This is a genomic window from Chitinophaga qingshengii, assembly GCF_014529935.1.
Taxonomy (GTDB): domain Bacteria; phylum Bacteroidota; class Bacteroidia; order Chitinophagales; family Chitinophagaceae; genus Chitinophaga; species Chitinophaga qingshengii.
The window spans coordinates 38,890-63,705 of the sequence record NZ_JACVFC010000004.1; the positions used below are offsets into that span (position 1 = coordinate 38,890).

Here is a 24,816-nt window from a genome sequence, read left to right on the forward strand (position 1 = left end):
CGCGTTTCCACGTTTGTTGAATGAATAAAGTTAATGTTTTTTCAACGAGAGACGGGAGATAACCGGGAAATGCTCTGACTGCGGCATTTTTATCGTCCGGTAGCCTTCAATGTTAAAACGGTTGCCCGCCAGGATATAATCGATACGCAGGGTGGGCGACAGGAAAGAGAGCGTTCTGCCCCATCCCAGGCCTGTTGCCAGGAAAGCATCCTGCAGCCCTGCCGCTGCGGTGCGGTAACACCAGGAAGCCGGGGTGTCGTTAAAATCACCGGTTACGATCACGGGGTAGGGACTGGCAGCTACCAACGCGGCCAGCTGTTTCGCCTGGGATGCCCGGCGAGAGAAGGTGGTTTTCATTTTGCGCGTCAAACTGCGTAGCTGCGATATGCGTAGCTCTTCACGGGAAAGCATATACGAAGTGAACTGAACGCTGAAGATCCGCACGGTATCCTGCTGAATAAGTACGTCGGCCTGCAGAAAGCTGCGCCCACTGCCTTTGGCCAGGCTGTCACTCAGGATGGTGGTAGCTGCTACGATAGGATAACGGGAAAAAACTGCGATACCATAATGCCAGGTCGTCCAGAGTACCTGGTCGCGCGTGAAATAATGATACGGGTAGTGCCCGACTTGCTGCAATGAATCAATATTATGCGATAACTGCGGAGCATCATTGTTATAAAACTCCTGCAGACAAAGAATATCCGGCTGCGTATCGGTAATCTGACGGAAAATGGAGGAACGGAGCCCGGCGTTAAGTTTATACGCCTGTACACCCATACTGCTGGTATTGTAGGTCATCAGCGTAAAATCACGGCTACCGGTTTCTTTGGTAATATTCGTTCTGGGTGAAAAATGAAGTCCCCATGTTTTTAATGCAGGCGGAATACACAATAACAGCGCTATGCCGGTATACAGGGCATATTTCTTTTTTAGCCACCACCAGAGTGGCAATGATAGCAGGCCAAGCAGAAAAACAAGGGGGAAAGCGAGGGCGGCGAATCCGGAAATCCACCAGGTTCCGGGGTTAAGCAGGGGTAAGAAAGCGGTAGTTAGTATCGCAATGAACAACAATGAGCAAACAAACTTCATGAAATATGTACAGATTTAGGGACTTTGTTATGTAGATATTTAAGGATGGTAAATTATCATATTAATTGGCAAATGAGCAGCACAATCAATACCATTCTGTTAAATATCTACATAACAAAATCTCAAAATTCGTAAATACTTAGTTGTCACTTGCGCGTAGTAAAGTCTCTCTTTCTTCGGGCGACAGAGAGTCGAGTCCCATTTCATTGATCTTATCAAGAATCTCGTTGAGCCGTTGTTCCGGTACCTGACCGATCCTGCGGTAAGGCTGGCTCTCCAGTTTGGCCAATATTTTGGCGGCGCTTTTCGGATGATTCGGATCTATCTGTTGGGAAGCAGGATGGAAGACATGTGTCAGTTTGAACAGGAGATGGTTGAACCCAGCACCCCAGTCATGGCCTTTTCTCCAGCTGTACATAAACATCAGTCCGGCCAAACCACCGCCAGTCAGCTGTATCAGGTAGGCAATGCCATTGGCGCTGGTGACGCTGGTGCCGATAGAAAGGCCCACGTATACAATGGTAATGATCCACAGCGGAATACCGCCGCCCAGTAAAGGGAAAATGCGGTAGCGGGGGGAAATCAGGGTGGCGCCTGCAGCCATGGCCATAATGGCGGGGGAAGATCCCATAGTGGCCGCACCGGGCAACAGACTATGCAAACCGGGAATCGCCTGTACCCCAAGTATATAAAAGAGGTTGCCTGCCAGGCCACCAAACAGGTACATCGGCAGTATGCGCTGATAACCGGCTATGTGTTGCAGGAAAGTGCCAAAACACCATAACCATACCATATTGGTAAATACCTGCAGTACTTCAATATGCGTAAAAAGGGAAGTGAGCAACGTCCACGGGCGCCTCAACAGCATGGAAAAATCTGCCGGCAACCGCAGCCAGTTCATAATATTTTTATAGAAAAGGGCATCTCCCTCTCTTCCTATTTCCATGGTATATATCACCTTCGCAAAAAGCAGGAATATAAAAATAGTAAGGTTAACAACCACTAACTGGGTGACCATATTCCGCCCTTCCCCAAGGGAGAGACGAGGCATTTTCTCTTTTTCCAACGCATGCATGGTACAAGTATTTTTCAATACAAAATTACGGCTAAATATAGTCTTACGTCAATAAAAATCCGTTCGGTTACTTTTACTCCAGTGTCTAAGCAGCAGGTATGCAAAAAGCACGCCGCCCAGGTGGGCAAAGTGCGCCACGTTATCGTCGGGAGCGTTTTGGATACCTGCCCAAACTTCCCAAAGGATGATGACAGCTACAAAATACTTGGCCTTTACAGGGATAAAAAAGTACAATTGGATAATAGAGTTGGGGAACAGGTACCCAAATGCGAACAGGATACCATATACCGCACCGGAAGCACCTACCACTGTTGTATTGGCGTAATCTGTCACATATTGTTTGACATAGATTTTAGCCATATCAATGGCAAACTGGTTGCCCTGTGCAATGGCGTCCTTCATTCCTTTTACGCTTTCAGTAGCGGAATCCAGGTGGAACTTCCGGTCCAGCGCCACAAAGTTGCCGAACGTAGGATCATCCAGGAAAGCCCTGGCATATTTGGCCAGTGTCATGTTTTCATAGGTGAGCACACCCATGTAACAAAGCGATGCCCCAATGCCACAGATGATGTAAAAGATGAGGAAACGTTTGGACCCCCAGAGGTTTTCCAATGTAGTGCCAAACATCCAAAGCGTAAACATGTTCAGCGCCAGGTGCCAGATACTACTGGTAGAGTGCATGAACAGGTGGGTAATGAACTGATGAGGCCGGAATAACGGTGACCCCCAGTAGTGAAGGGCAAAAAGGTCATTCATGTCATACCCCCGCTTGAGTAGGGTAATCTGAACCAACCAAACCAACCCATTAATGATCATCAGATTTTTGATCACCAGGGGTAAGAACTGAAATTTTCCGGGCCTGTACTCGTTCATTTATTGCTGATTATTTTCTCTTTTCTTCAGTAACACCACATTTTCGATGTGATGGGTGTGCGGAAACATATCTACGGGTTGTACCTTTTCCACCGTGTACAGCGCATCCAGCAATGCCAGATCCCTGGCCTGTGTAGCCGGGTTACAGCTTACATATACGATTTTCGGGGCAGCAATTTCCAGCAGTTTGTTGACCAGCTTTTCGTGCATGCCTGCCCGTGGGGGATCTGTGATGATCACATCGGGCTGACCATGATGAGCAAAAAATGCATCATCACAAATATCTACAACATCGCCGGCAAAAAATTCGGCATTGTTAACCTGATTCCGGGCGGCATTTTCTTTGGCATCGTCAATGGCTTCCCTGATTAATTCAATACCCACCACTTTTCGTGCCTGCCGGGATACAAAAATACCAATACTACCAGTACCACAATACAAGTCATACACAATTTCCGAGCCGGTCAATCCCGCAAAATCACGGGTTACTTTATATAACACTTCTCCCTGGTAGGTGTTTGTCTGGAAGAAAGATTTAGGACCAATTTTGAAAACAAAGTCCTCCAACTTCTCTTCTGCATAACCTTTGCCAAAATATACCTTAGGCTCCAGATCAAAGATAGAATCGTTTTTCTTAGGGTTGATAGTGTACAGCAGGGTCGTGATGGCCGGTACTGTTTTCAGTACGTGGTCCAGCAAGGCCATCCTGTTTTCCTTGTCTTCATGATGAATCACCAGGTTCACCATAATTTCACCGGTGGTACACAAACGTACAACCAGGTTCCGCAGCCAGCCTTCCTGTAAACGGATATCGTAGAAAGAAAGTTCATGCGCTACCGCGTATTCCCGGATAGTGTTGCGGATCAGGTTAACCGGTTCCTGCATCAGGTAGCAGGTATTGATATCAAGCACCTTGTCAAACAGCCTGGGCACATGGAAACCCAGTGCCGGCCGCCTGGGGATGTCGCCATTCAGGGCCTGTACTTCTTCATTGGTGAGATAAGCCTTATTGCTGAAGGTGAACTCCAGTTTGTTGCGGTAATGTTCCGTATGGGCCGAGCCGAGGATGGGACTCATAGGCGGCAGTACCAGCTTACCGATACGCTGCAGATGGTCGGCCACCTGCTGTTGTTTGTATTCCAGCTGCAGGCTATAAGGCATCATCTGCCATTTACAACCGCCACAGGTGCCAAAATGCTGGCAGAACGGGGTTATCCGTTTGTCGGAATAACTATGTATATGAATGGCCTTGCCTTCTGCCCAGTCTTTTTTATTTTTGGACAGACGTACGTCTACTATATCGCCGGGCATAACGCCGCCTTCAATAAAGATGACTTTACCGTCTTGCCGCGCCAGGGCCTTACCTTCTGCGGCATAGCCGGATACAGGTACTTTTTCTATGACTACGTTTTTTTTCCTCACGGCTGCAAAGGTAAAAGGAAATCATGAATCGAGGCCGTAAAAGGATGCCGGAGTTACCTTTTTTACTTGTATTTTTACATATTGTTACCAATTCCTATGCGTAAAGTATTTTTCCTGCTCCTGGCAGCACTCATTATCCAGCTTCACCTGCATGCGCAGGGTTATCAGCTCACTATCCGGCTGAAGAACTATACCAGCGGACAACTGTTTCTGGCCAACTATATGGGACGGACCACCTACCTGACTGATTCAGCCATGGTAAGCCCTTCGGGAGAAGTGGTGCTGAAAGGGAATAAACCCCTGCTGCCAGGTATTTACCTGATTGTATTGCCCGGAAAGCAGAAATATGTTGAAACATTGATTGACAAACAGCAGGTATTCAGTGTTTCCATTGATACGGCTGACCTGATAAACAAAACCGTCTATAAAGGTTCACCGGATAACGAACTTTTCCTGGGCTACAACCAGTTCCTGTACCAGCAGGAGGCGCTGACCCACAATATTTCCGCTCAGCTAAAAGCGGCTAAAACGGCTGCAGACTCCGCTAAAGTGGCTCCTTTACAGCAGGAATTGGGTAAAAAACTCCAGGAATACCGGCAGGAACTGATTACAAAACACCCCAACGCCATCCTGTCGGCTATTTTCAAGGCCATGAAAGAGCCGGAAATACCACAGCAGCCGGAAAATGAGGATTCTACCTTCGCCTACCGGTATTTCAAAGGGCATTACTGGGATGATGTAGAGCTGTCTACCGACCGCCTGGTGAGAACACCGGTGCTGGAAGGCAAGCTGAAAAAATATTTTTCCCAGCTGGTGATGAACATGCCGGATTCCATTATCGCCGATTGCGACGCGCTCATTGCCCGCACCCGCAAAAGCAGGGAGACGTTCAAATATGTGCTGTGGTGGCTTACCTATAACTACGAAAGTTCCCCCTATATGGGCATGGATGCCGTATTCGTGCACCTGGTGGAAAAATACTATGTTCCCGGAGATGCTTTCTGGCTCAATGACGACCAGCTGAATAAGATTGTGAGCCGTGCCTATACGCTGGCGCCGAATCTGATTGGCCAGCAGGCCGCTCCGCTGGAGTTGAAAGACACCGCATCGAAACCCGTTTCCCTGTATAAAACCAAAGCAAAATACACTGTACTGGTATTCTGGGACCCCACCTGCGGGCATTGTAAAACAGAAGTTCCCCGGCTGGATTCAGCTTTTAATGCCAGCTGGAAAAACAAGGGGGTGGCTATGATCGGGATCAAAACAGAAGGAACCCGTGATGAATGGCTGTCTTTCATCAAAGACCACCACCTTTCCGGATGGGTGCATGCGCTCGATGCTGATAACAAAACCAACTATCGCCGGCTATACGACGTTTATAGTACACCGGTAGTGTATCTGCTGGATGAAAACAAAAAAATCATGGCCAAACGGCTCGCTGTAGAACAATTGAACGACTTTATAGAACGTTCGGGACAGAAAACCACGGCTGCAAAGCTGTAGAAAACCGGGTGTAGAACGTAGAATATACACCTCGTTTAATACTGATAATCAATTCGTTGTGTGAGTTTAACATTCTTTTGGCATATTCTTTGACTTTTGGCATGCGGACCAAAAATTTAGGTTATGACCAAAAAGACGATTTTATTATCCTTTGCAGCGATGACCTTGTCTTTTGCCGCGATGGCCCAAGCCCGTGTAGGCGTTAAAGGTGGCTGGAACCTTTCCAATATTACCACTACCAATGACGGTAGTACGAAAGATGCGAAGAGTTTGTCCGGCTTCAATGTCGGTGTCATCGCGGATTTACCGTTGGTGCCACGCATTCTGTCATTTCAACCGGGCGTGTTTTATACCACGAAGGGCACAAAATCCGAAATAGGAGATAAAAACAATGTGACCCTCACCAGTCCTTATGCTAAGTATACACAGAATCCTTCTTACATCGAGGTGCCTTTAAACTTTGTTGCCAAACTGCCGGTGGGAGAGCACGCCAGCTTGTTTGCAGGTGTCGGCCCATATTTTGCATTTGGGGTGGCAGGTAAGAACAAGTATGAGGTGACAACCATAGCAGGTACTACCAGTGGTTCTTCCAGTATTAAGTGGGATGATGATACCCCTTTTACGGATGACCCTAACCGCGGCCGTGATAAATGGAAACGATTTGACTGGGGTGGTAATATTCAGGTGGGTGCCGAACTCAGCAATTTCTTAATCAGTGCTCAGTACGGAATTGGTTTTGCCAAAGTATACTCCGGCCAGGATAACAGTACAGACAATAAAGACAAGAACCGTGTGTTCAGTGTTTCTGTCGGTTATCTCTTCGGTGGCAGATAAAACCTTTTCCCGAACAATTTCCAACTCGTTTTGTAATTACAGCTAGCAAGCAAAAAGTACAGGCTGATTCATAATCAATTAACAATCAGAAAGAAGACAAAAAGTGGTGTCGCCAGCCTGTAGGCATCACTTTTACCATCATCCAAATACACATAAAAATGAAAAAGGTACTTTTATCTGCGGTAGCTTTGCTGATCGCAGGCGTTACATTTGGTCAGGCTAAATGGGGCATCGTTGCGGGCCCGCAGTTTTCCAGTGTAACTTATAAGGCTGCAGCATTGGGTGCAACCTCCAAGGAAACCAGCAAAATCCAGACAGGACTGAGAGCGGGTGTAACCGTTGATATTCCGTTGGGAGACGAATTTTATGTTGGTACCGGTTTATTGTACACCGGCAGGGGTGGTAAATTCAAGAATATGGACACCAAAGCTAACCTGTCCTACCTGCAATTGCCCGTCAACTTCATGTTTAAACCTGAAGTAGGCAGCGGTAACCTGGTACTGGCTATAGGCCCCTACATTGCTTATGGATTGGGTGGTAAATATACAGACCTGCCACTGCTGGGTGAACGTAAAGCTTTTGATGATGAAGCTACTGCACTCTACAAACTGAAACGTTTTGATGCAGGCGGTAACATCCAGATTGGTTATGAAATGCCGGTAGGCCTCTATTTTGGCCTGAATGCCGACCTGGGTATGGTGAATGCTTTCGATAACACTGATAATGACCGCAAATTCAAAAACACCTCCTTTGGAGTGTCTGTAGGATATAAATTCGGTGGTCATTAATCACTGCATATAGCACGCATTACAATTAATTAACAGGCTGTCTGGTAGGTTCCAGACAGCCTTTTTTATATAATTCAAAACCTTTTGTTTAGTTTCGCCGTTACTAACCATAGTTGAGTGAAAGATCCCGTTCTATTCATAACGATATCGAGCAAGTATCAATTAATCCCGTAGTACAGTTCTAAATGAAGTGTTTAAAATTCCTGTGCGTACTCGCCTGTATGGCGTGTGCCACCATTGTTCAGGCCCAGGTGAGCTTAGGCTTACGGGGTGGTTATGTTAATGCCAGGATGGGGGTTTCCTCCCAGGGAAGCAGCTCCCAACCTGAATCAGAGCCGCTGCATAGCTGGCAGGCCGGTTTTTACCTGAATATTCCCGTTTTCCCTAATGGCGCCCTGCAACCGGGACTGAGTTACATTGTGAAAGGTGCCAATCGGCCATTTTACGGGGAAACGGGCGTGAATATAGTATTGCCGGGGGCTACCAGGATTAAATTGCAATACCTGGAACTGCCTGTAAACCTGGTATATAAAATTCCTATCGGCATCGGGAAACTGGCCATTGGCGGTGGCGGTTATGCAGCCTACGCTACCCGCGGAGATTACCACCTGTCTATTTATAAAGAAGGAGAACTACTGCAATCCAGCGATCAGCGGGTGGATTTCAGCAAATCCCCCAACATATTAACTACACCGTATAACCTGAACCGTTGGGATGCCGGGCTAAACGCTACCGCCGGAATTGAGTTTAACTGCTATATTACGTTAGGCGTCAACTACAGTTATGGACTGGTGGATATTGACCGGTCGGGCGGAGAGATAAGAAACCGTTACTTCGGTATTAACCTGGGTATTCTGTTTAACCGGGAAGACTGGTAAGAAATTATTTAACTGATAGAAAAAAGTTCTCGTCCGCAGGATGGGAACTTTTTTTTTGACCCGGAGGCCGCCATTGCAGGCGGTTTCTTTTTTTTCGGGGGGGCGTAGGGGTGAAGTCAGCGGCGTGCGTCTTTTTTATAGAAAGTTGCTTCCCTGAGGGGTTGCGATGATCATTGGACAGTTAATTTAAATGTGTGACAGTTATAGGGATATGCCACTACGTCTCTACGTAATGGCATTATAATATGAAAGAAAAGCAAAAAAGGGAACGACTTTCGTCATTCCCTTTCTTTTTATATCAAATTGGTTAATCCTATACGATGGCTTCTACGGCCTTGCGCACCACCTGGGGTTTGCCAAGGGTATAGTAGTGCAGCACCGGTACACCAAAGGCTTTCAGCTCTTTGGACTGGGCAATCAGCCATTCAGTACCCACCAGTTCCACCTCTTTATCCGTTTTACAGCGCATAATTTCGCTGGACAGCTCCGTGGGCAGGTCCACATGGAAAATGCGGGGCAAAATAGTCATCTGTTTTTTGGAGGTAAGGGGTTTCAGTCCTGGTATAATCGGTACGGTAATGCCCATTTCACGGCATTTGGCCACAAAATCGAAGAATTTCTGGTTGTCGAAGAACATCTGGGTAACGATGTAATCGGCTCCCATTTCCACCTTCCGTTTCAGATAGCCCATGTCTGTCTGCATATTAGGCGCCTCGAAATGTTTTTCGGGGTAGCCTGCTACACCGATGCAGAAATTGGTTTTTACACCGCTTTGGAGGTCGTCTTCCAGGTAAACACCATTGTTCATGTGAACTACCTGATCCAGCAGCTCAGTGGCATAACTGTGTCCGTGAGGGTCTGGTTCGAAGAAAGTCTCGTTTTTAGGTGCATCACCTCTGAGAACCAATACGTTATCGATTCCGAGGAAGTTGAGGTCAATCAGGGCGTTTTCGGTTTCTTCCCGGCTAAAACCGCCACAGATCAGGTGGGGAACGGCATCTACATTATAATGGTTCATAATGGCGGCGCAGATACCTACTGTACCAGGGCGTTTGCGGATTTCTACCTTTTCAAAAGCACCATCGGCCTTCTTTTTGAACATATGCTCACTACGATGGTAGGTCACATTAACATAAGCAGGTTTGAAGTCCATCAACGGATCGAGGTGATCATAGATGGAATCAATGCTTTTACCTTTCAGTGGGGGAAGGATTTCGAAAGATATCAGTGTATCCTTCGCTTGGGCAATATGTTCTGTTACTTTCATGTGTTGGAATTTGTGGAATAATGGCTGTTTGGTTAAACCTTATTCCTCCTGAAAATTTACGGGAGCAAAAATAGTATATCCCCCTGTCAATATTCCAGATTTTTCATCTTGGGGGAACTATAAGTAGGCCAAGTGAATGAATTGATTAATTTTGCTAAGTTTGATCATATGGCATTAAGAATACATACGGACCAGCTGGTAAAGCGTTATGGCGCCCGGACAGTGGTAAACCACGTGTCTGTTGAGGTGTCCCAGGGGGAGATCGTAGGGCTGCTGGGCCCTAACGGGGCGGGTAAAACCACCTCCTTTTATATGGTAGTAGGGCTTATTAAGCCGGACGAGGGCAATGTGTACCTCGACGACGTCAATATTACCAAGCTCCCCATGTACAAAAGGGCTAAAATGGGTATCGGTTACCTGCCGCAGGAGGCTTCTGTATTCCGCAAACTGAGTGTGGAAGACAATATCGCCGCCGTGCTGGAAATGACCAACCTGAAAAAGGCCGAGCAAAAGGACAAGCTGGAAGCGCTGTTGAGCGAATTCCGCCTGACGCACGTACGTAAAAGCCCCGGCGATGTATTGAGCGGGGGAGAACGCCGTCGTACCGAAATTGCCCGTGCCCTGGCGGTAGATCCTAAATTTATCCTGCTGGATGAACCTTTTGCCGGTATTGACCCCATTGCCGTGGAAGATATCCAGTCTATCGTAGCCAAACTAAAATATAAAAACATCGGTATCCTGATTACGGACCACAACGTACAGGAAACCTTATCCATTACTGATAGGGCTTATTTATTGTTTGAAGGTAAAATCCTGAAATCCGGGTCGGCCGAAGAACTGGCTGAAGATGAACAGGTGAGAAAAGTGTATCTTGGCCAGAATTTCGTTCTCCGAAGAAAGAATTACCTGGACGAAGCAGCTAAACAATAAAAACCAAGATACAGCATCCTATATATGAAGATTTTAAGTCCTGCCATATCACAACTCGCACGTTTGCGCATGGGGCGCATCGCCTATTTTATGCAATATCCCGTGCAAGTACAGCAGCAGGTATTCCAAAACCTTATCAGCGCCGCCCAGTATACGGAATTCGGTAAGCAACACGGCTTTTCGAAGATTTATAAGATAGAGGAATATAAAGAAAGGGTACCGGTACACACGTACGATACCATCAAACCCTATATCCAGCGTACCATGGAAGGCCAGCAGAATGTACTCTGGAATACGCCTATCAAGTGGTTCGCCAAATCCAGCGGTACTACTGCCGACAAAAGCAAGTTTATCCCCGTTACCGTAGAAAGCCTGGACGAATGCCATTACCGCTCCGGCCGAGACGTTATTTCCCTTTACTACAATAATTTCCCTGACTCCGACGTATTTACCGGGAAATCGCTGATTATCGGCGGTAGCCACCAGGTAAACAAATTGTCGGAAGATAGCGACTCCTACTGTGGCGACCTCAGCGCGGTGATGCTGCAGAACATGCCCTTTTATGGTAACATGATCCGCACACCGGACCTGGAAATAGCCCTGATGGACGAATGGGAAGAAAAGATAGAACGCATGGCCAATGCGGTGATTCACGAAAACGTGACCTCCATCGCCGGCGTGCCTACCTGGACCATCGTACTGATCAAAAGGATATTTGAGCTGACCGGCAAAGATAACCTGGCAGACGTATGGCCTAACCTCGAACTGTATATGCATGGCGGCGTGAGCTTCACACCTTACCGCGATCAGTTCGCGAAACTGATCCGCAACCCACTGATGCATTACCAGGAAACCTATAACGCGTCTGAAGGCTTCTTTGCTGCCCAGGATGTTATCGGTGAAGAAGGATTGCTGCTGTTCCTGAACCATGGCATCTTCTATGAGTTTATGCCCATGGAGGAACTGGGTAAGGAAAATCCACGTACGCTCCAGTTGCAGGAAGTGGAAACCGGGAAAAACTACGCGCTGGTTATCAGTACCAATGGTGGTTTATGGCGTTACCTGGTAGGTGACACCATTCAGTTTACGTCCCTGTTGCCTTACCGTATCAAGGTAAGCGGCCGGACCAAATCTTTTATCAATGCTTTTGGTGAAGAAGTAATTGTGGAAAATGCCGATTCAGCGATCGCTAAAGCCAGCGAAGCTACCGGCGCAGTGGTAAACGATTACACCGCAGCACCGGTATATTTCAGCGACCAGGGCAACGGTGGACACGAATGGCTCATAGAGTTCGAAGTGGCGCCGAATGATGTCAATACTTTTGCGACCGTACTGGACAATACACTGAAATCCATCAATTCGGATTACGAAGCCAAAAGGCATAAGGATATTGCCCTGCGCCCGCCGGTAATACACGTATTACCAAAAGGAACCTTCTGTGAGTTCCTCAAAAGCAAAGGGAAACTGGGAGGCCAGCATAAAGTGCCCCGCCTGAATAACGACCGTAATTATCTGGAAGAAATTCTGAAATTTGCGGCAACCATGAACACTTAAAACCTATCAACTATAACATGAAATTACTGGAGAACAAAGTAGCGATTGTAACTGGCGCCAGCCGTGGTATTGGAGAAGCGATTGCTGTAAAATTTGCAGAACAGGGAGCTAACGTGGCTTTTACCTATGTAAGTTCTGACGAAAAAGCGAGAATCCTGGAAGAAAAACTCCGGGCGCTGGGTGTACAGGCGAAAGCATATAAATCAAACGCCGGTGTTTACGAAGAGACAGAAGTGTTGGTAACGGAAGTGCTGAAAGAATTCGGAAAAATTGATATCTGCGTGAATAACGCCGGTATCTCCAAAGATAACCTCCTGTTGCGTATGAGCCCCGACCAATGGGATGATGTGATGAACATCAACCTGAAAAGCGTATACAACATGACCAAACAGGTGATCCGCCCGATGATGAAAGCCAAATCCGGCAGCATCATCAACATGAGCTCTGTTATCGGTATCATGGGTAACGCGGGTCAAAGCAGCTACGCTGCCTCTAAAGCCGGTATCATCGGTTTCAGCAAATCTATTGCACAGGAACTGGGTAGCCGCAACATCCGTTGCAACGCCGTAGCACCAGGCTTTATTGAAACAGATATGACCAGCTACCTGAAAGAAGGTGAACAGGCAAGCGGCTATATCCAGCAAATTCCGCTGGCCCGCTTCGGTACGCCGGAAGATATTGCCAATGTATGCCTCTTCCTGGCTTCTGATATGAGCAGCTACGTTACTGGTCAAACTATCAGCGCCTGCGGTGGCTTATGCATGTAATTTTTTTCTTTTGATAAAAAAAACGCGGGTGATCATCACCCGCGTTTTTTTATGGAGAAAATTATTGTTCCCACCACACTTTGACATTAATCTTATCACCACCCATCTGCTCCACTACTTTCAAATAGTTATCAGTGTTATACACCTTCAGCGTGGTAGGATAATATAGCCTGCTGGGCATCTTCCGGTCGTTATACATAAATGTGGTCGTTGGTAATACGGGGAAGCCTGTACGACGTTGTTCAAACCACTGCTGATAATCCGTGAAGAAAAGCGCATAGTATTTCTGTAGCATGATGCGCTCCAGCGTGCCGTCATATTTGGTGCTCTCCAGGTTGAAGTAAGTCGTTGGCATCACACCGCCCCACATCGTAATGGCAGCTTCCACCCCTTTTTTATAGTGCTCTTCTGCGGTGGTAGCAGCGATAATGTTTCGCTGTGCCAGCTCTGCCTGTATCAGTTCTACTTCTGCATAACTGAGTATAGGTGCAATCATCGGTGCAATAACCAGTCGCTGTAATAATCCTGAAGGACTGAAATCAACGCTGGCAGGAGATTCTATAAAGGTTACCGGCAGGCCTTTGATCCCAATGTTTTTGTTGTTTTTATCTTTTGCCTGACCCGCAAACAAGGCTGCACGGGGATCTTTGAAGTTATTCAGGTTGCTGGTAAAAAAGTCGAAAAACACCCGGCCGGTACTATAGTCTTGCGGCCTGCTCCAGGGGGAAATATTAGGTGTAACGCCTGTGATGGAGAGCACTGCGGCATCGGCATTGCTCTGGAAGATGGGATATTTGGTCGCATCCTGCAACATGCCGGCCATGATGGCTGCATTACCCGGCATCTTTTTCAGCGTGCGCAGCAACAAACGAAGACGGAGTGAGTTGGTGAACTTCCTCCATTTGGTCAGGTCGTTGTTGAAGAGGATATCTGCCGCGTACATGGTATTCAGACCAGTGCCATACAATGTATTGGCCTTTTCCAGGTCAGCCAGGATAGTAGTGTATACCTGCTCCTGTTTGTCGAATGCCGGGAAGAAGTTACCCTGTTCGCCGTTCAGGGCGGTGCTCATGGGAATATCACCGAAACAATCAGTCAGGATGGAATAGAACAAGGCTTTCAGTGTCAGGGATATCGCCAGGTAGTTGTTGTTGCCCAGTTTGATGGCGGACAATTCCATTTCCCTTGTATTGGCGAGGCACTTATAATAGGTATCCCAGATTCCGTTGCCGATATCTTCGCGGAAATCATACAGATAGGCTTGGTCTTCTACAGATTCACTTGGGTAAGCGCCGGCTACCTGCATCAGTTCAAAAGTAAAGGACCGGCTGCGGCTCATGCCATAGGACGCGGCGTTGTAGATGGTAGGATTGAGCAAAGTGCCGGGAGTAACAGATTCCAGGCGGTTGGGATCTTTATTGATCTCCACAAAGTCCCTGGTGCAACTGCCCAGTAATGCCGTGGCCAGTACAGCGGCAGAGATGATTTTTATACGGTTGCTTAAGTTCGGCAATATCATGTTGATGCTTATTTCAGTAACAGAATGATCGATTATAATTTTACTTTCAGGTTAAAGCCAAAAGTAGATGGTGTCGGCAGCTGGCCTACTTCCACACCGGTGAGGATACCTGTTCCGCCAGCCTGTGTAGCCACTTCCGGATCATAGATGGGGAAATCAGACAGGGTAGCGAGATTACGGCCATAGATGGCGAGACTCAGGTTCTGTATTTTGGTGCGGCCAAACCATGCTTTCGGGAACGTGTATTCTAAGGATACCTCCCGCAGTTTCATGAATGAAGCGTCAAAGGAGTTAGCCTCTGTATTGTTAAGGCGGTAGTATTGTGCATAATAGTCAGCCGGCCTTACTTTTACCGTATTAGGGCTATAGCTGCCATCTGCATTTTGCATAACGCCTTCCCCTACGATCCAGCCTTCTTCCCTGCCTTTTAAGGTATGTCTCAGTTTACCCTGTTCGGTCATTTTGTGATGAGAGTGGGAGTACAGGATACCGCCCAGTTGTCCGTCGATCGTAGTGCTTAATCTGAAACCTTTATAGGTAAGACTGTTGGTCCAGCCGGCTCTCCATTCGGGGTTGGTATCGCCTACATATTCGGTTACCTGTGTTACGCTGGGGATACCGTTTACATAAATGATCTGTCCATCAGGTGTACGCTGGAACTTCAGACCGTATAAGGCGGAAGCGGTTTCTCCTTCTACCGCTGTCAGCGTGGCGCTGGAAGAACCCATGATCGTGAGTTTACCACCTAAGCGTGGATCGAGGCTCAGCACTTTACTGCGTGTAGCCGCCCAGGTGATAACAGTGTTCCAGGTGAAGTTTTTATTGGTGACCGGTGTGGCATTTAAGATCAGCTCGAGGCCCTGGTTACGTACTTCTCCGGAGTTCAGCAGTGCAGAACTGAAGCCGGTAGAGCGTTCCAGCGGAACGGATAAGATCTGGTTTTTGGTACGGGTACGGTATACGGATGCATCCAGTTTCAGGCGGTTTTTCAGAAAAGCAACCTCTATACCGGTTTCCAGGCTCGTGGATATCTCGGGTTTGAATTCCAGGTTATACAGTTCCGAAGGCGCTTCTGCCGAGCTGGGGAAAGGGCTGCGGTTATAGTATTTGGCCGTTCTTCCCGGATCGGTATCATTACCTACCTGCGCAAGTGACAGGCGATATTTCAGGTAGCTGATGGCCTTTGGCATTTTCACCATTTCACTGATGATCATACTCAGGTTGGCAGATGGATAGAAGAAAGACCAGTTAGCTTCCGGCAGGGTGCTGGACCAGTCGTTTCTGCCTGTCAGATCGAGGAAGATCTTCTCTTTGTAACCCAGGTTCACAAAGCCATACAAACTGTTTACCCTTTTCCTGGAGTCATAAGTGGCTACCAGTGGATTGCTGACGCCGTTGGTCATCTTATAAACACCCGGTACTACCAGTCCGATCAGTGTATTGTCTGTACGGTCGTAGCGGTTGCTCATCGTGTTGCCACCGGCGGAGGCGGTCAGGGTGAACTGATCATTCATCCAGGCATTTTTGTACGACAAGAGGAAGTCGGTATTGATTTCCTGTGTGTACATGTTTTGTTTGTTGTAGAATCCTTGTCCGAAGCGGTTGGTATCATATGGGCGGCGCTGGTCCCTGGCCTGGTGGTTGGTATTGATACCACCGCGCAGCATCAGGGTGAGTTTGGTAGCCAGTTGGATATCTGCTTTCAGGTTACCGGTGATGGCGTTGCTACGCAGGCCATTGGTAATATCTTCCGCGATCACGAACGGGTTATCGATAAAGGAGCTGTAAGGACGTATCATGGAAATCCCTTCCTGTCCTGGTTTCCATTTAGCCCGGTACCAGTCGAGGTCTACGTTGGGATTTTGGAAAATCATAAAGTAGGCGATGGAGTGGTTGTTATACCCCAAGCCTGGCAGGTTGTCGCTGGATTTATTGGTATAGTTGATCGCAGACGACACGCGGATGCGGTCGGATACTTTATAGGCTGCGTTAACGGCGGCGGTTATACGTTCAAAGCCGGTGGTGGGCATGATCCATTTGTTGGAAGAATGCGTCACGGAAGCGCGTACAGAACCGTCCTGGCCGGAGTTTTCGACAGACAGGGAATTGGTGGTGGTACGTCCTGTTTGCCAGAAAGATTTGCGGTTGTCTTTGTAAGGCTGCCACAATGTTCTTTCAGCACCGGCGCCCATTTTATTGGGGTCGTACTGAAAGTAATACTGTCCGTCGAATTTGGGGCCGAAGGCGCTGCTGCTGCCACTGGTACTGCGGCCGTCTGCGGAGGCGCCGTAAGAGTAGAACAGTTCGCCGTTGGCGTTATAGTTGGTTTTACCATCGCCCTGACCGTATTCGTATTGCCAGTCGGGCCAGCGGGTGATAACATCAAAGCTGGTGTTGGAGTTGAAAGAAACGCCGAGACCTCTTTTGGCTTTAGCGCCGGATTTGGTGGTGATCAGCACGGCGCCGTTGGCAGCGCGGCTACCATATAACGCAGTAGCACCCGGGCCTTTCAGGATCGTCACGCTGGCAATATCATCGGGGTTGATATCGGCGATACCGTTACCAAAATCCACCGGTACGTCAATGGAGGCATCGCCACCCATGTAACCATTGGAGGCGCCTGAAGTAGTGAGACTACCGTTAACGGGTACGCCGTCTACCACTACTAACGCTGCATTCCCGTTGGTGGTGAGGGAGTTGGTGCCGCGCAGCCTTATTTCCTGTGAGTTGAGCGGACCACCGAGGGAGGCAATATTTAAGCCGGCAACTTTTCCACGGAGCGCGTCTGACCAGTTGTTGGGACGCGCATCTGTCATGGATTCTTCGTTGAGCGTTTGTTGTGCATACCCCAGTGACTTCTCCGGTCTTTTGATGTTGAGGGCGGTAATAACCACCTCGTTGAGCTTGCCGGTGGCCGTTTTCAGCCGAACCTGCAGGTTGAGGGAGGCGCCATCAAACACCAGTTGTTTTTTTTCATATCCCATCATAGAGATATATAATTCAACGCCGGGTGTAAGGTCTTTAATATCGAAGGCGCCATTTACATCTGTAATGCCAACGAGTTTTCCACCGGCCATGATAGCCGCGCCGGGAATGGGCTCTCCTTTGTCGAAGGATTCCACACGTCCTTTAAAATGGATAGGTTGTTGAGCATACAGATGTCCGGAAAGCAACAGTACAGTGGCCAGGCCCAGTGGTCGCTTCAGATACTTTGTAAATTTTTTCTTCATGCTTTGACTGGTTTAAAAAAAATTTTAAACCGCAAAACAATAGCATTGGTGTTATGAGGACATTAATAAATGTTTACAAAACTATTAAGTTGTTGAAGATCATATTCATATAAATTTAACCTCCGAAATGATGAAATTCTGATGACGATTACAGGCTGAACAAAACAATGGAATGTTGATTTTTCCACACATCTCTGTGTTCTTTCCCGGAATTTGTCAATTAGCCCCATACTTGTCGTATCTTTTCATGACCGTAGCATATATTTGTTTGCGGGGGTGGGCAATGAAAGTGAACAATTAAGTGACCGCACCTGTAGCACTATCGCCATATCATTGCGTGTCAGGATTTGAATACTTTGGAAGAGAGTTTACATATCGATCAGCATAAACGCCAGCTGCCGGCTTTTGAAGGACTCTTCAAAACATATTATGCTGCGCTTTGTGCTTTTGCTTTCGATTTTGTAAACCGTCATGAGCTGGCGGAAGAAATTGTACAGGACACTTTCCTGAAAATATGGGAACGTTATGATGACCTGGATATCCAGGTTTCTGTAAAAGCCTATCTATATAGGGCAGTACAAAATAACTGCCTCAATTACATCAAACAGGACCGTATCAGGGCGCGTTATGGTCATGAGCTGCTGCAACAGCTGGAATCCCGTATTACCTTAATGAATATGCCTGCGGCGCCTACACCGGCAGAGCGGTTGGAGAATGCTGAACTGGAATATATAGCTGAGAATGCTATCCGGAAACTGCCCCCGCAATGCCAGGACGTATTCCGGCTAAGTCGCTTCGAGCAGCTGAGTTATCCCGAGATATCCCGTCACCTGGGCATTTCCATCAATACAGTAAAAACACAGATGACCCGGGCTTTACAACGCCTGCGGGACGAACTGCTGCCATTACTGAAATAAATACTGAAAAATTTTTTTCCTGTTTGTCACCCTGTTGTGGTGTAAGAATTGTCTCACTACTTGTTTAAAACTATGCAGCCTAACTATTCACCTGGGCAGATGGATGATCTGATCGCGCGATTTATGTCCGGTAATATCTCACCGGAAGACCAGCAGGAGCTGGAAAAATGGGTGGACGCCAGCCCGGAAAACCGGGCGTATTTTATACAGCTGCGGGATGCCTGGATGGTTACCGCCACTGCCGGGAACTATGATACCGAAGCGGCCTGGGAGGAATTGCGGCAGATCAATGCGCCGGTATCTGTGAAAAGATGGAAACAGGTACTGAAAATGGCCGCCTCTTATACCTTACCGTTTGTATTGGGAGGCGGTGTGGTGTTTTCCTGGTTATCCCTGAAGAAAGGGGAAGGCAAGCAGGGCCTGGTAACGGTGACCAGCCCGAAAGGGGCTACTACCAAAATAGAGCTGTCCGACGGAACAGAGGTATGGCTGAATGCCGGCAGTAAGCTGGAATATGCTTCCTCCTTTAATACCGCCGGCCGGGAAGTGAAACTGGAAGGGGAAGCCTTTTTTAAAGTGCATACCAATCCGCGAAAACCTTTTACAGTCAATGCTTCCGACTTGAAAATACTGGCGCTGGGCACTTCCTTTAACGTGAAGGCCTATCCGGAAGATAAGGGGGTAGTAACCACCCTGGTGGACGGCTCGGTAAGGATTGACGGCAGCAGCACCGCGCAGCCATTTAAAATGATGATGAAACCACATCAGCATGTGGTGTACAAACAGAGCACAGCTCCATCATCAGCCGGCAAACAAGGGAACAATAACAGCGAAGTAGCCGGCAACCCGGCTCCGGTAGAAACAAAAGAAGTGAACAATACCGATATATACACCGCCTGGAAAGACGGTAACTGGATCGTTGCCGGTCAAACACTGGCGGAACTGGCCATAACGATGGAACGCCGGTTTAATGTACAAGTCGTTTTTAAGGAAGATGAATTGAAAAACTACCGTTTCAGCGGGACTTTCCGCCAGGAAACACTGGAGCAGGTGCTCAACATCCTTAAACTGACGGCCCCGTTGGACTATAAGATAGAGGAGGGGACGGTTACCATCAGCGTGGATAAAGTATTGAAAGAAAAATATGCCAACGCATTGCGAAACGGTAAATGACCGTCAGGCAGGCCTTCAACAGAACAACAATTATTCACCTGTAAAAACCAATGCATGAACAGTAGGAACAACTGAAAAAAAATTGGGGTAATGCGACTCACCCCAATCCAACGACAATCACTTTCTGGTCAATAGCCTTTGCGACGGGCTATCGGCCGTAATTCTTCGTTAACTAAAATCTATACAAGTTTATGAAATCCACTCTAAACTTGGCGGCATTTCTTTGCCCCAGGCGAAAATTATTGCTTATGATGAGACTGACGGGTTGGCTAATTTTCGGAAGTATTTTACAGGTATCCGCCTCCATTTCCGCCCAGGACCGAATTAGCGAACTACATGCAACCAACAAGAGCGTTCGCGAGGTTTTCAAAATGATTGAAAACAACAGCAATTACCGCTTTTTTTACAATGAAAATTTTGCTGACCTGGACAGGGCAGTGTCTATTGATGTGAAAAACAAAAAGCTCAATGACATTCTCGGTCAGCTGTTCTCCAGTGCCAACGTTACTTACCGGGTACTGGAAAACAACCTGGTAGTGATCACACCAGCGAATCAACAGCAAATGAAAATTACCGGTCGGGTAACTGATGCCGGCACGCATGAACCATTGCCGGGTGTTACCATTACCGTGGAAGGCGCCACTGGCGGCGCAGTCTCCGATGCCAGTGGTCATTATGCGGTACAGGTACCCTCCGGTAGTGCTACCCTGGTGTTTTCCTTTATGGGGTATGTACAGCAGAAAGTACCGGTTAATAATCGTACAGAGATCAACGTTAAACTGGATGCAGATACCAAAAAGCTGGAAGAAGTAGTAGTGATGGGCTATACCACCACCACCGTTAAAAACCTGACGGGTGCGGCACAATCCGTAGGCGGGGCCAAGCTGAAAGATGTACAGGCTACCAGCGTAGATAAAATGTTGCAGGGTAAAGTGAGCGGGGTGTTTGTAGGTAATAGCTCCGGAGATCCTGCCGCCGCTCCCGCCATCCGTATCAGGGGTAACAGTACCCTTACCGCCGGCAACGCTCCGCTGATGGTGGTAGACGGTATCATTGGCGGGCTGCCTAACCCCAGCGATATTGAAACGGTGACCGTTCTCAAAGATGCTGCGGCCACCACCCTGTACGGCGCCCGCGCAGCCAACGGCGTGATGGTGATCACCACCAAACGCGGGAAAGCCGGTAAAACACAGGTGAATTTCCGCACCAATGTAGGGTCGGCTCAACTCAACACCGGGCATTTTCATTTGATGAATGGCACTGAGTTGTACGACCTGCAAACAGCTGCCGGCAGACAACTGAATCCTGCCCTGAGAAACATCAATACCAACTGGCAGAAACTGGCTTTCCAGAACGCAGCCAACCAAAACTACGAGCTGTCAGCCAGCGGAGGTAACGAAAAAACAAAGTTCTACCTGGGGGGTAACTACTATAAAGAAGACGGTATCCTGAAAGGCACCGGTGTAGAACGTTTCAGCGCCCGTCTTAACCTGGACCATAACATCACAGAAAAACTCCGGGTAAGCGCCAACTTCGCGGCGGTGCAACAACAGGACCGGGACAACTCCGCCGGTTCATTATACCAGTATTATACCAATCAGCCCTGGGACATACCCTACGACGCCGATGGCAAACCGGTCAACCCCCTCACCGCCCCGGTTTGGAATGGCCGGGATATGACCAACTTCCTTTACGATCAGCAGTACAACTACAACAGACACAAAAGACAATCGCTGGAAGGGTTGCTGAAACTGGAATACGACATTACCAAATGGTTGACCTTCAGTACCACCAACCGGGCACAGTATTATCACGACCGCAACGAAAGCAATGGCGACGTGAGAACTGCTGCCGGTGCGGATGATCGCGGTAACCTGTACAACTATTACCAGGATACTACCGTATACATCAGCTCCAACCTGCTGAAAGCCCGTTATACCGTTAACAAGGTGCATAACATCGATGGACTGGCAGGGGCCGAATTCCAACAGGTAAACCTGGGTGACCTCAATGCAAAAGGAAAGGGTATTCTCGCCGGGAAAGATGTGCTGGACGCTACTTCTTCCCCGATGTCTATCGGAGGCTCCAAAACGGACCGGGTGTTTAATTCCTATTTCATCCAGGCGAACTATAACTACAACTACAAATATTACTTTACCTCTTCCTTCAGAAGGGATGGCTCTTCCAAGTTTGGCGCCAACCAGCAGTATGGTAACTTCTATGCTTTTGGTGTGTCCTGGGCTGCCTCTGAAGAGAATTTCATCAAATCCGTTAAAGCCATTACCAACCTGAAGATAAGGGCCAGCTACGGTACTACCGGAAACGCGGAAATCGGTGATTACGCCGCTATCGGCGCCTATGCTATTAATACCCAGTATAATGGCTTTCCCGGCGCTTATCCCGGTATTTACAATGTGCCTGATCTCTCCTGGGAGAAAGCCTACAATACCAATATTGGGTTTGACCTGGGCCTGTTCAACCGCATCAACCTGAGTGTAGACCTGTATCAAAAAGACAACAAAGACCTGCTGTTTAATGTGCCGTTGCCTGGAACTGCCGGTTATAGCTATATTTCACAGAACGTAGGCGGTGTGCGTAACAAAGGGATTGAAATCAACCTAAGCACGGATAACCTGGTGGGTGAGTTTAAATGGAGCACCGATTTTAACATCGGCTTCAATAAAAACACGGTGCGTGATCTGTATGCCGGGAAAAACTACATCATCGATCCGCTGAGCAGCAGCTTCATTCTGCAGAAAGGTCAGGATATGCGTAGTTTCTATATGCGTAAATGGGTAGGCGTAGATCCTGCCAATGGTGATCCGTTGTGGGAGAAACTGACTACCGACGCTAATGGTAAAGTAACCGTCACTACCACCAACAACTATAACGATGCTTCTCTTCAGATTGTAGGCTCTGCTACACCGAAGTTCTTTGGTGGTATGCGCAACGTATGGTCTTATAAAAACTTCCAGCTGTCGGCCTTCCTGGCCTTTGTATCCGGTAATGACGTGTATAACAGTACCCGTGAGTTGATGGATAACGACGGCGCCTATTACACCTACAACCAGATGCAGCTCGATAAAGGCTGGAGCCGCTGGCAGAACCCCAACGACAACGCCACTCACCCTAAATACAAAATCGGCGGTAACAAGAACGCACATAAACCATCTTCCCGTTTCCTGGAAAACGGCAGCTATCTGCGCCTGAGAAATGTGAATCTGAGCTATGCATTGCCTAAACAATGGCTGGACCGGGTAAAGGTGAACAATGTGCGTGTATCCGTGGGCGGTGACAACCTGTGGACCCTTACCAAATTCTCCGGTATTGACCCTGAAGTAGATGACCGCGGTATCAACGGGACCAAATATCCCTTCAGTACCAAGTGGTTTGCCGGACTTGAAATCAATTTTTAACAGGGTGCAAAAAAGATATTATCATGAAGCAGATAACCAAATATATTGCAGGGCTTTCACTGGTGGCTTTTACCGCTTCCTGTTCGCTCGATAAAGAACCATACAGCGCTATCCCCGACGATGGTGTATTGAAAGATGAAACCAAATGGCCTGCCGCTACTGCGGGCAACTATGCTTTGCTGAAAAATGCTGATTTTACCCGTAACTATTTTCAGATGGGTGAGTTCCCCAGCGATGATGTAGCATTGAGCGGCGCTACCACAGACGCGTTGTTTTACTCTTACACCTATGGGCATCTTACCAACCAGGCCAACACAGGCCAGTTGTGGAGGATGGGCTATAAAGCGGTTACCGGTTGTAACAGACTGCTGGAAGTGATGCCGGAAGGCAAGTCCGATGCGGTAAATGAACTGATCGGCGAAAACCTGTTTATCCGTGCATTCGTACATTTCTCTTTGGTGAGAACTTTTGGCCGGCCTTACAGTCAAAGTCCCGAAACAAATTTAGGCGTTCCGGTTATTACGAAGTATGATATAACAGCCATGCCTAAACGTAATACCGTTAAAGAAGTATATGCACAGATAGTGGCGGACCTTACCCGTGCGAAAGCGCTGATGAACAATGATAATACCAGTAGCTATGCTACCAAAAGCGCTGCCATGGCGCTGCTGGCGAGAACATATCTTTACATGGGACGTAACGACTCGGCCGCTATCTATGCTGATTCTGTGATCACTAAAGGGAAATATAAACTGGTAGCCAGTGCTGAGTTGCCCCGTTATTTCACCAAGAGCAACGAAAACAACGATGAAACTATCTTCGCTATCCATCACACCTTACAGGACGACCGTACCTGGGCCTCCATTGGCTCTATGTATTATATGTCGCCCGGAGGGATGGGATATGGAGAGATGTATGCCTCTAAATCCTATCGGGATCTGATTGACAAACATCCTGAAGATATACGCCGTGCCTTTCTGCAGGTAGTATACCTGAAAAACAAGGCTGGCCAGGATTCGCTGGATGCCAACGGAAACAAAATAATAGCGGAGCGTAATGGGGTACCTAAATGGTATATCCTGAAGTACTCCAACCAGGATAACGTGCCGACGCTGAGTTCCCCGGTGGTGCTGCGGTTAGCGGAAATGTATCTTATCCGGGCGGAAGCCAACGCGAAAATGGGTAACGATCAGGCAGCATTGGCAGATGTGAACGTTATCCGTACCCGTGCGGGTTTGGGTAACTTCCTCTTCTCTGCCGGTAACATGCAGGGGTATGCCTCCGTACTGGATGTTGTGCTGGACGAACGCCGCCTGGAACTGGCCTTTGAAACACATCGTGCTTTTGACCTCTTCCGCAATAACCGGAACGTGTTCCGCGATTATCCCGGCGTGCAGCCCAGTCACCCGCAGACCATCAAATACACCGATGCGAGGGTGGTACATTTCATCCCGGAATCGGAAATTTTGCTGGACCCGAACTTGATACAGAATCCCATACAATAATCCATCGCCGGAAAGCCCCGCTCAGCGGGGCTTTCCCATTTATATAAATATCCCGGAAAAAAACCGCCATCCTGCG

At 47.9% G+C, this 24,816-nt stretch carries 18 protein-coding genes; 11 read left to right on the forward strand and 7 right to left on the reverse strand.

The genetic code is table 11. The features are described 5' to 3' along the window. Nucleotides 1–30 precede the first annotated feature (30 nt). The 4 genes from ICL07_RS24510 to rlmD form a co-directional block, all read right to left on the reverse strand. Entirely contained in the window at nucleotides 31–1,089 is a 1,059-nt protein-coding gene (locus ICL07_RS24510; protein WP_188090712.1) for an endonuclease/exonuclease/phosphatase family protein, read from the reverse strand. Nucleotides 1,090–1,228: 139 nt separating this feature from the next. After that, complete coding sequence (locus tag ICL07_RS24515) at nucleotides 1,229–2,164, reverse strand: rhomboid family intramembrane serine protease (protein WP_188090713.1); 936 nt, start codon at nucleotides 2,162–2,164, stop codon at nucleotides 1,229–1,231. A 48-nt stretch (nucleotides 2,165–2,212) separates the two neighbouring features. Beyond that, nucleotides 2,213–2,920: a rhomboid family intramembrane serine protease gene (locus tag ICL07_RS24520; RefSeq protein ID WP_188090714.1), complete on the reverse strand. Its 708-nt coding sequence runs from the start codon at nucleotides 2,918–2,920 to the stop codon at nucleotides 2,213–2,215. A gap of 117 nt (nucleotides 2,921–3,037) precedes the next feature. Beyond that, nucleotides 3,038–4,459, reverse strand: coding sequence for a 23S rRNA (uracil(1939)-C(5))-methyltransferase RlmD (gene rlmD, locus ICL07_RS24525; RefSeq protein ID WP_188090715.1), 1,422 nt, complete (start codon nucleotides 4,457–4,459; stop codon nucleotides 3,038–3,040). A 96-nt stretch (nucleotides 4,460–4,555) separates the two neighbouring features. On the opposite strand from rlmD, the gene ICL07_RS24530 reads away from it, so the two are divergent. From ICL07_RS24530 to ICL07_RS24545, 4 genes are all read left to right on the forward strand, one after another. After that, entirely contained in the window at nucleotides 4,556–5,962 is a 1,407-nt protein-coding gene (locus ICL07_RS24530; protein ID WP_188090716.1) for a TlpA family protein disulfide reductase, read from the forward strand. A 123-nt stretch (nucleotides 5,963–6,085) separates the two neighbouring features. Next, a complete protein-coding gene (locus tag ICL07_RS24535; protein WP_188090717.1) occupies nucleotides 6,086–6,796 on the forward strand; it encodes a porin family protein in 711 nt (236 codons plus the stop codon). 158 nt (nucleotides 6,797–6,954) lie between these two features. After that, the gene (locus tag ICL07_RS24540; RefSeq protein WP_188090718.1) at nucleotides 6,955–7,584 is read left to right on the forward strand and encodes an outer membrane beta-barrel protein; all 630 of its coding nucleotides are present in this window, start codon (nucleotides 6,955–6,957) and stop codon (nucleotides 7,582–7,584) included. A 185-nt stretch (nucleotides 7,585–7,769) separates the two neighbouring features. After that, nucleotides 7,770–8,462: a porin family protein gene (locus tag ICL07_RS24545; protein WP_188090719.1), complete on the forward strand. Its 693-nt coding sequence runs from the start codon at nucleotides 7,770–7,772 to the stop codon at nucleotides 8,460–8,462. A 313-nt stretch (nucleotides 8,463–8,775) separates the two neighbouring features. Here the strand turns inward: ICL07_RS24545 and ICL07_RS24550 are convergent, their stop codons facing one another. Then, entirely contained in the window at nucleotides 8,776–9,729 is a 954-nt protein-coding gene (locus ICL07_RS24550; RefSeq protein ID WP_188090720.1) for a methylenetetrahydrofolate reductase, read from the reverse strand. Between the two features lie 168 nt (nucleotides 9,730–9,897). Between ICL07_RS24550 and lptB the strand changes: the two genes are divergently transcribed. The 3 genes from lptB to fabG are packed head-to-tail and all read left to right on the forward strand — an operon-like array spanning nucleotide 9,898 to nucleotide 12,980. Then, complete coding sequence (gene lptB, locus ICL07_RS24555; RefSeq protein ID WP_188090721.1) at nucleotides 9,898–10,659, forward strand: LPS export ABC transporter ATP-binding protein; 762 nt, start codon at nucleotides 9,898–9,900, stop codon at nucleotides 10,657–10,659. Between the two features lie 24 nt (nucleotides 10,660–10,683). Further along, nucleotides 10,684–12,213: a GH3 auxin-responsive promoter family protein gene (locus tag ICL07_RS24560; protein WP_188090722.1), complete on the forward strand. Its 1,530-nt coding sequence runs from the start codon at nucleotides 10,684–10,686 to the stop codon at nucleotides 12,211–12,213. 17 nt (nucleotides 12,214–12,230) lie between these two features. Next, entirely contained in the window at nucleotides 12,231–12,980 is a 750-nt protein-coding gene (gene fabG / locus ICL07_RS24565; protein WP_188090723.1) for a 3-oxoacyl-[acyl-carrier-protein] reductase, read from the forward strand. Between the two features lie 61 nt (nucleotides 12,981–13,041). Here fabG and ICL07_RS24570 read toward each other — a convergent pair whose 3' ends face one another. Both ICL07_RS24570 and ICL07_RS24575 read right to left on the reverse strand, forming a co-directional pair. Further along, nucleotides 13,042–14,499 carry a SusD/RagB family nutrient-binding outer membrane lipoprotein gene (locus tag ICL07_RS24570; protein WP_188090724.1) on the reverse strand — a complete coding sequence of 486 codons (1,458 nt, stop codon included), beginning with the start codon at nucleotides 14,497–14,499 and terminating at the stop codon, nucleotides 13,042–13,044. Between the two features lie 32 nt (nucleotides 14,500–14,531). Continuing rightward, entirely contained in the window at nucleotides 14,532–17,729 is a 3,198-nt protein-coding gene (locus ICL07_RS24575) for a SusC/RagA family TonB-linked outer membrane protein (RefSeq protein ID WP_188090725.1), read from the reverse strand. A 356-nt stretch (nucleotides 17,730–18,085) separates the two neighbouring features. Between ICL07_RS24575 and ICL07_RS24580 the strand changes: the two genes are divergently transcribed. The 4 genes from ICL07_RS24580 (at nucleotide 18,086) to ICL07_RS24595 (ending at nucleotide 24,740) form a co-directional block, all read left to right on the forward strand. Then, on the forward strand, nucleotides 18,086–18,646 hold the full coding sequence (locus tag ICL07_RS24580; RefSeq protein ID WP_188090726.1) for an RNA polymerase sigma-70 factor: 561 nt from the start codon (nucleotides 18,086–18,088) through the stop codon (nucleotides 18,644–18,646). Between the two features lie 72 nt (nucleotides 18,647–18,718). Then, the gene (locus ICL07_RS24585; protein ID WP_188090727.1) at nucleotides 18,719–19,819 is read left to right on the forward strand and encodes a FecR family protein; all 1,101 of its coding nucleotides are present in this window, start codon (nucleotides 18,719–18,721) and stop codon (nucleotides 19,817–19,819) included. Between the two features lie 248 nt (nucleotides 19,820–20,067). Beyond that, entirely contained in the window at nucleotides 20,068–23,235 is a 3,168-nt protein-coding gene (locus ICL07_RS24590; protein ID WP_223152096.1) for a TonB-dependent receptor, read from the forward strand. A 23-nt stretch (nucleotides 23,236–23,258) separates the two neighbouring features. Beyond that, nucleotides 23,259–24,740, forward strand: a complete 1,482-nt coding sequence (locus ICL07_RS24595) for a RagB/SusD family nutrient uptake outer membrane protein (protein ID WP_188090728.1) — start codon at nucleotides 23,259–23,261, stop codon at nucleotides 24,738–24,740. Nucleotides 24,741–24,816 lie beyond the last annotated feature (76 nt).

Coding starts and splice junctions, on each gene's coding strand:
- ICL07_RS24510 (WP_188090712.1), bottom strand. CDS start 1,089: ATGAAGTTTGTTTGCTCATTGTTGTTCATTGCGATACTAACTACCGCT.
- ICL07_RS24515 (WP_188090713.1), bottom strand. CDS start 2,164: ATGCATGCGTTGGAAAAAGAGAAAATGCCTCGTCTCTCCCTTGGGGAA.
- ICL07_RS24520 (WP_188090714.1), bottom strand. CDS start 2,920: ATGAATGACCTTTTTGCCCTTCACTACTGGGGGTCACCGTTATTCCGG.
- ICL07_RS24530 (WP_188090716.1), top strand. CDS start 4,556: ATGCGTAAAGTATTTTTCCTGCTCCTGGCAGCACTCATTATCCAGCTT.
- ICL07_RS24535 (WP_188090717.1), top strand. CDS start 6,086: ATGACCAAAAAGACGATTTTATTATCCTTTGCAGCGATGACCTTGTCT.
- ICL07_RS24540 (WP_188090718.1), top strand. CDS start 6,955: ATGAAAAAGGTACTTTTATCTGCGGTAGCTTTGCTGATCGCAGGCGTT.
- ICL07_RS24545 (WP_188090719.1), top strand. CDS start 7,770: ATGAAGTGTTTAAAATTCCTGTGCGTACTCGCCTGTATGGCGTGTGCC.
- ICL07_RS24550 (WP_188090720.1), bottom strand. CDS start 9,729: ATGAAAGTAACAGAACATATTGCCCAAGCGAAGGATACACTGATATCT.
- lptB (WP_188090721.1), top strand. CDS start 9,898: ATGGCATTAAGAATACATACGGACCAGCTGGTAAAGCGTTATGGCGCC.
- ICL07_RS24560 (WP_188090722.1), top strand. CDS start 10,684: ATGAAGATTTTAAGTCCTGCCATATCACAACTCGCACGTTTGCGCATG.
- fabG (WP_188090723.1), top strand. CDS start 12,231: ATGAAATTACTGGAGAACAAAGTAGCGATTGTAACTGGCGCCAGCCGT.
- ICL07_RS24570 (WP_188090724.1), bottom strand. CDS start 14,499: ATGATATTGCCGAACTTAAGCAACCGTATAAAAATCATCTCTGCCGCT.
- ICL07_RS24575 (WP_188090725.1), bottom strand. CDS start 17,729: ATGAAGAAAAAATTTACAAAGTATCTGAAGCGACCACTGGGCCTGGCC.
- ICL07_RS24585 (WP_188090727.1), top strand. CDS start 18,719: ATGCAGCCTAACTATTCACCTGGGCAGATGGATGATCTGATCGCGCGA.
- ICL07_RS24590 (WP_223152096.1), top strand. CDS start 20,068: ATGATGAGACTGACGGGTTGGCTAATTTTCGGAAGTATTTTACAGGTA.
- ICL07_RS24595 (WP_188090728.1), top strand. CDS start 23,259: ATGAAGCAGATAACCAAATATATTGCAGGGCTTTCACTGGTGGCTTTT.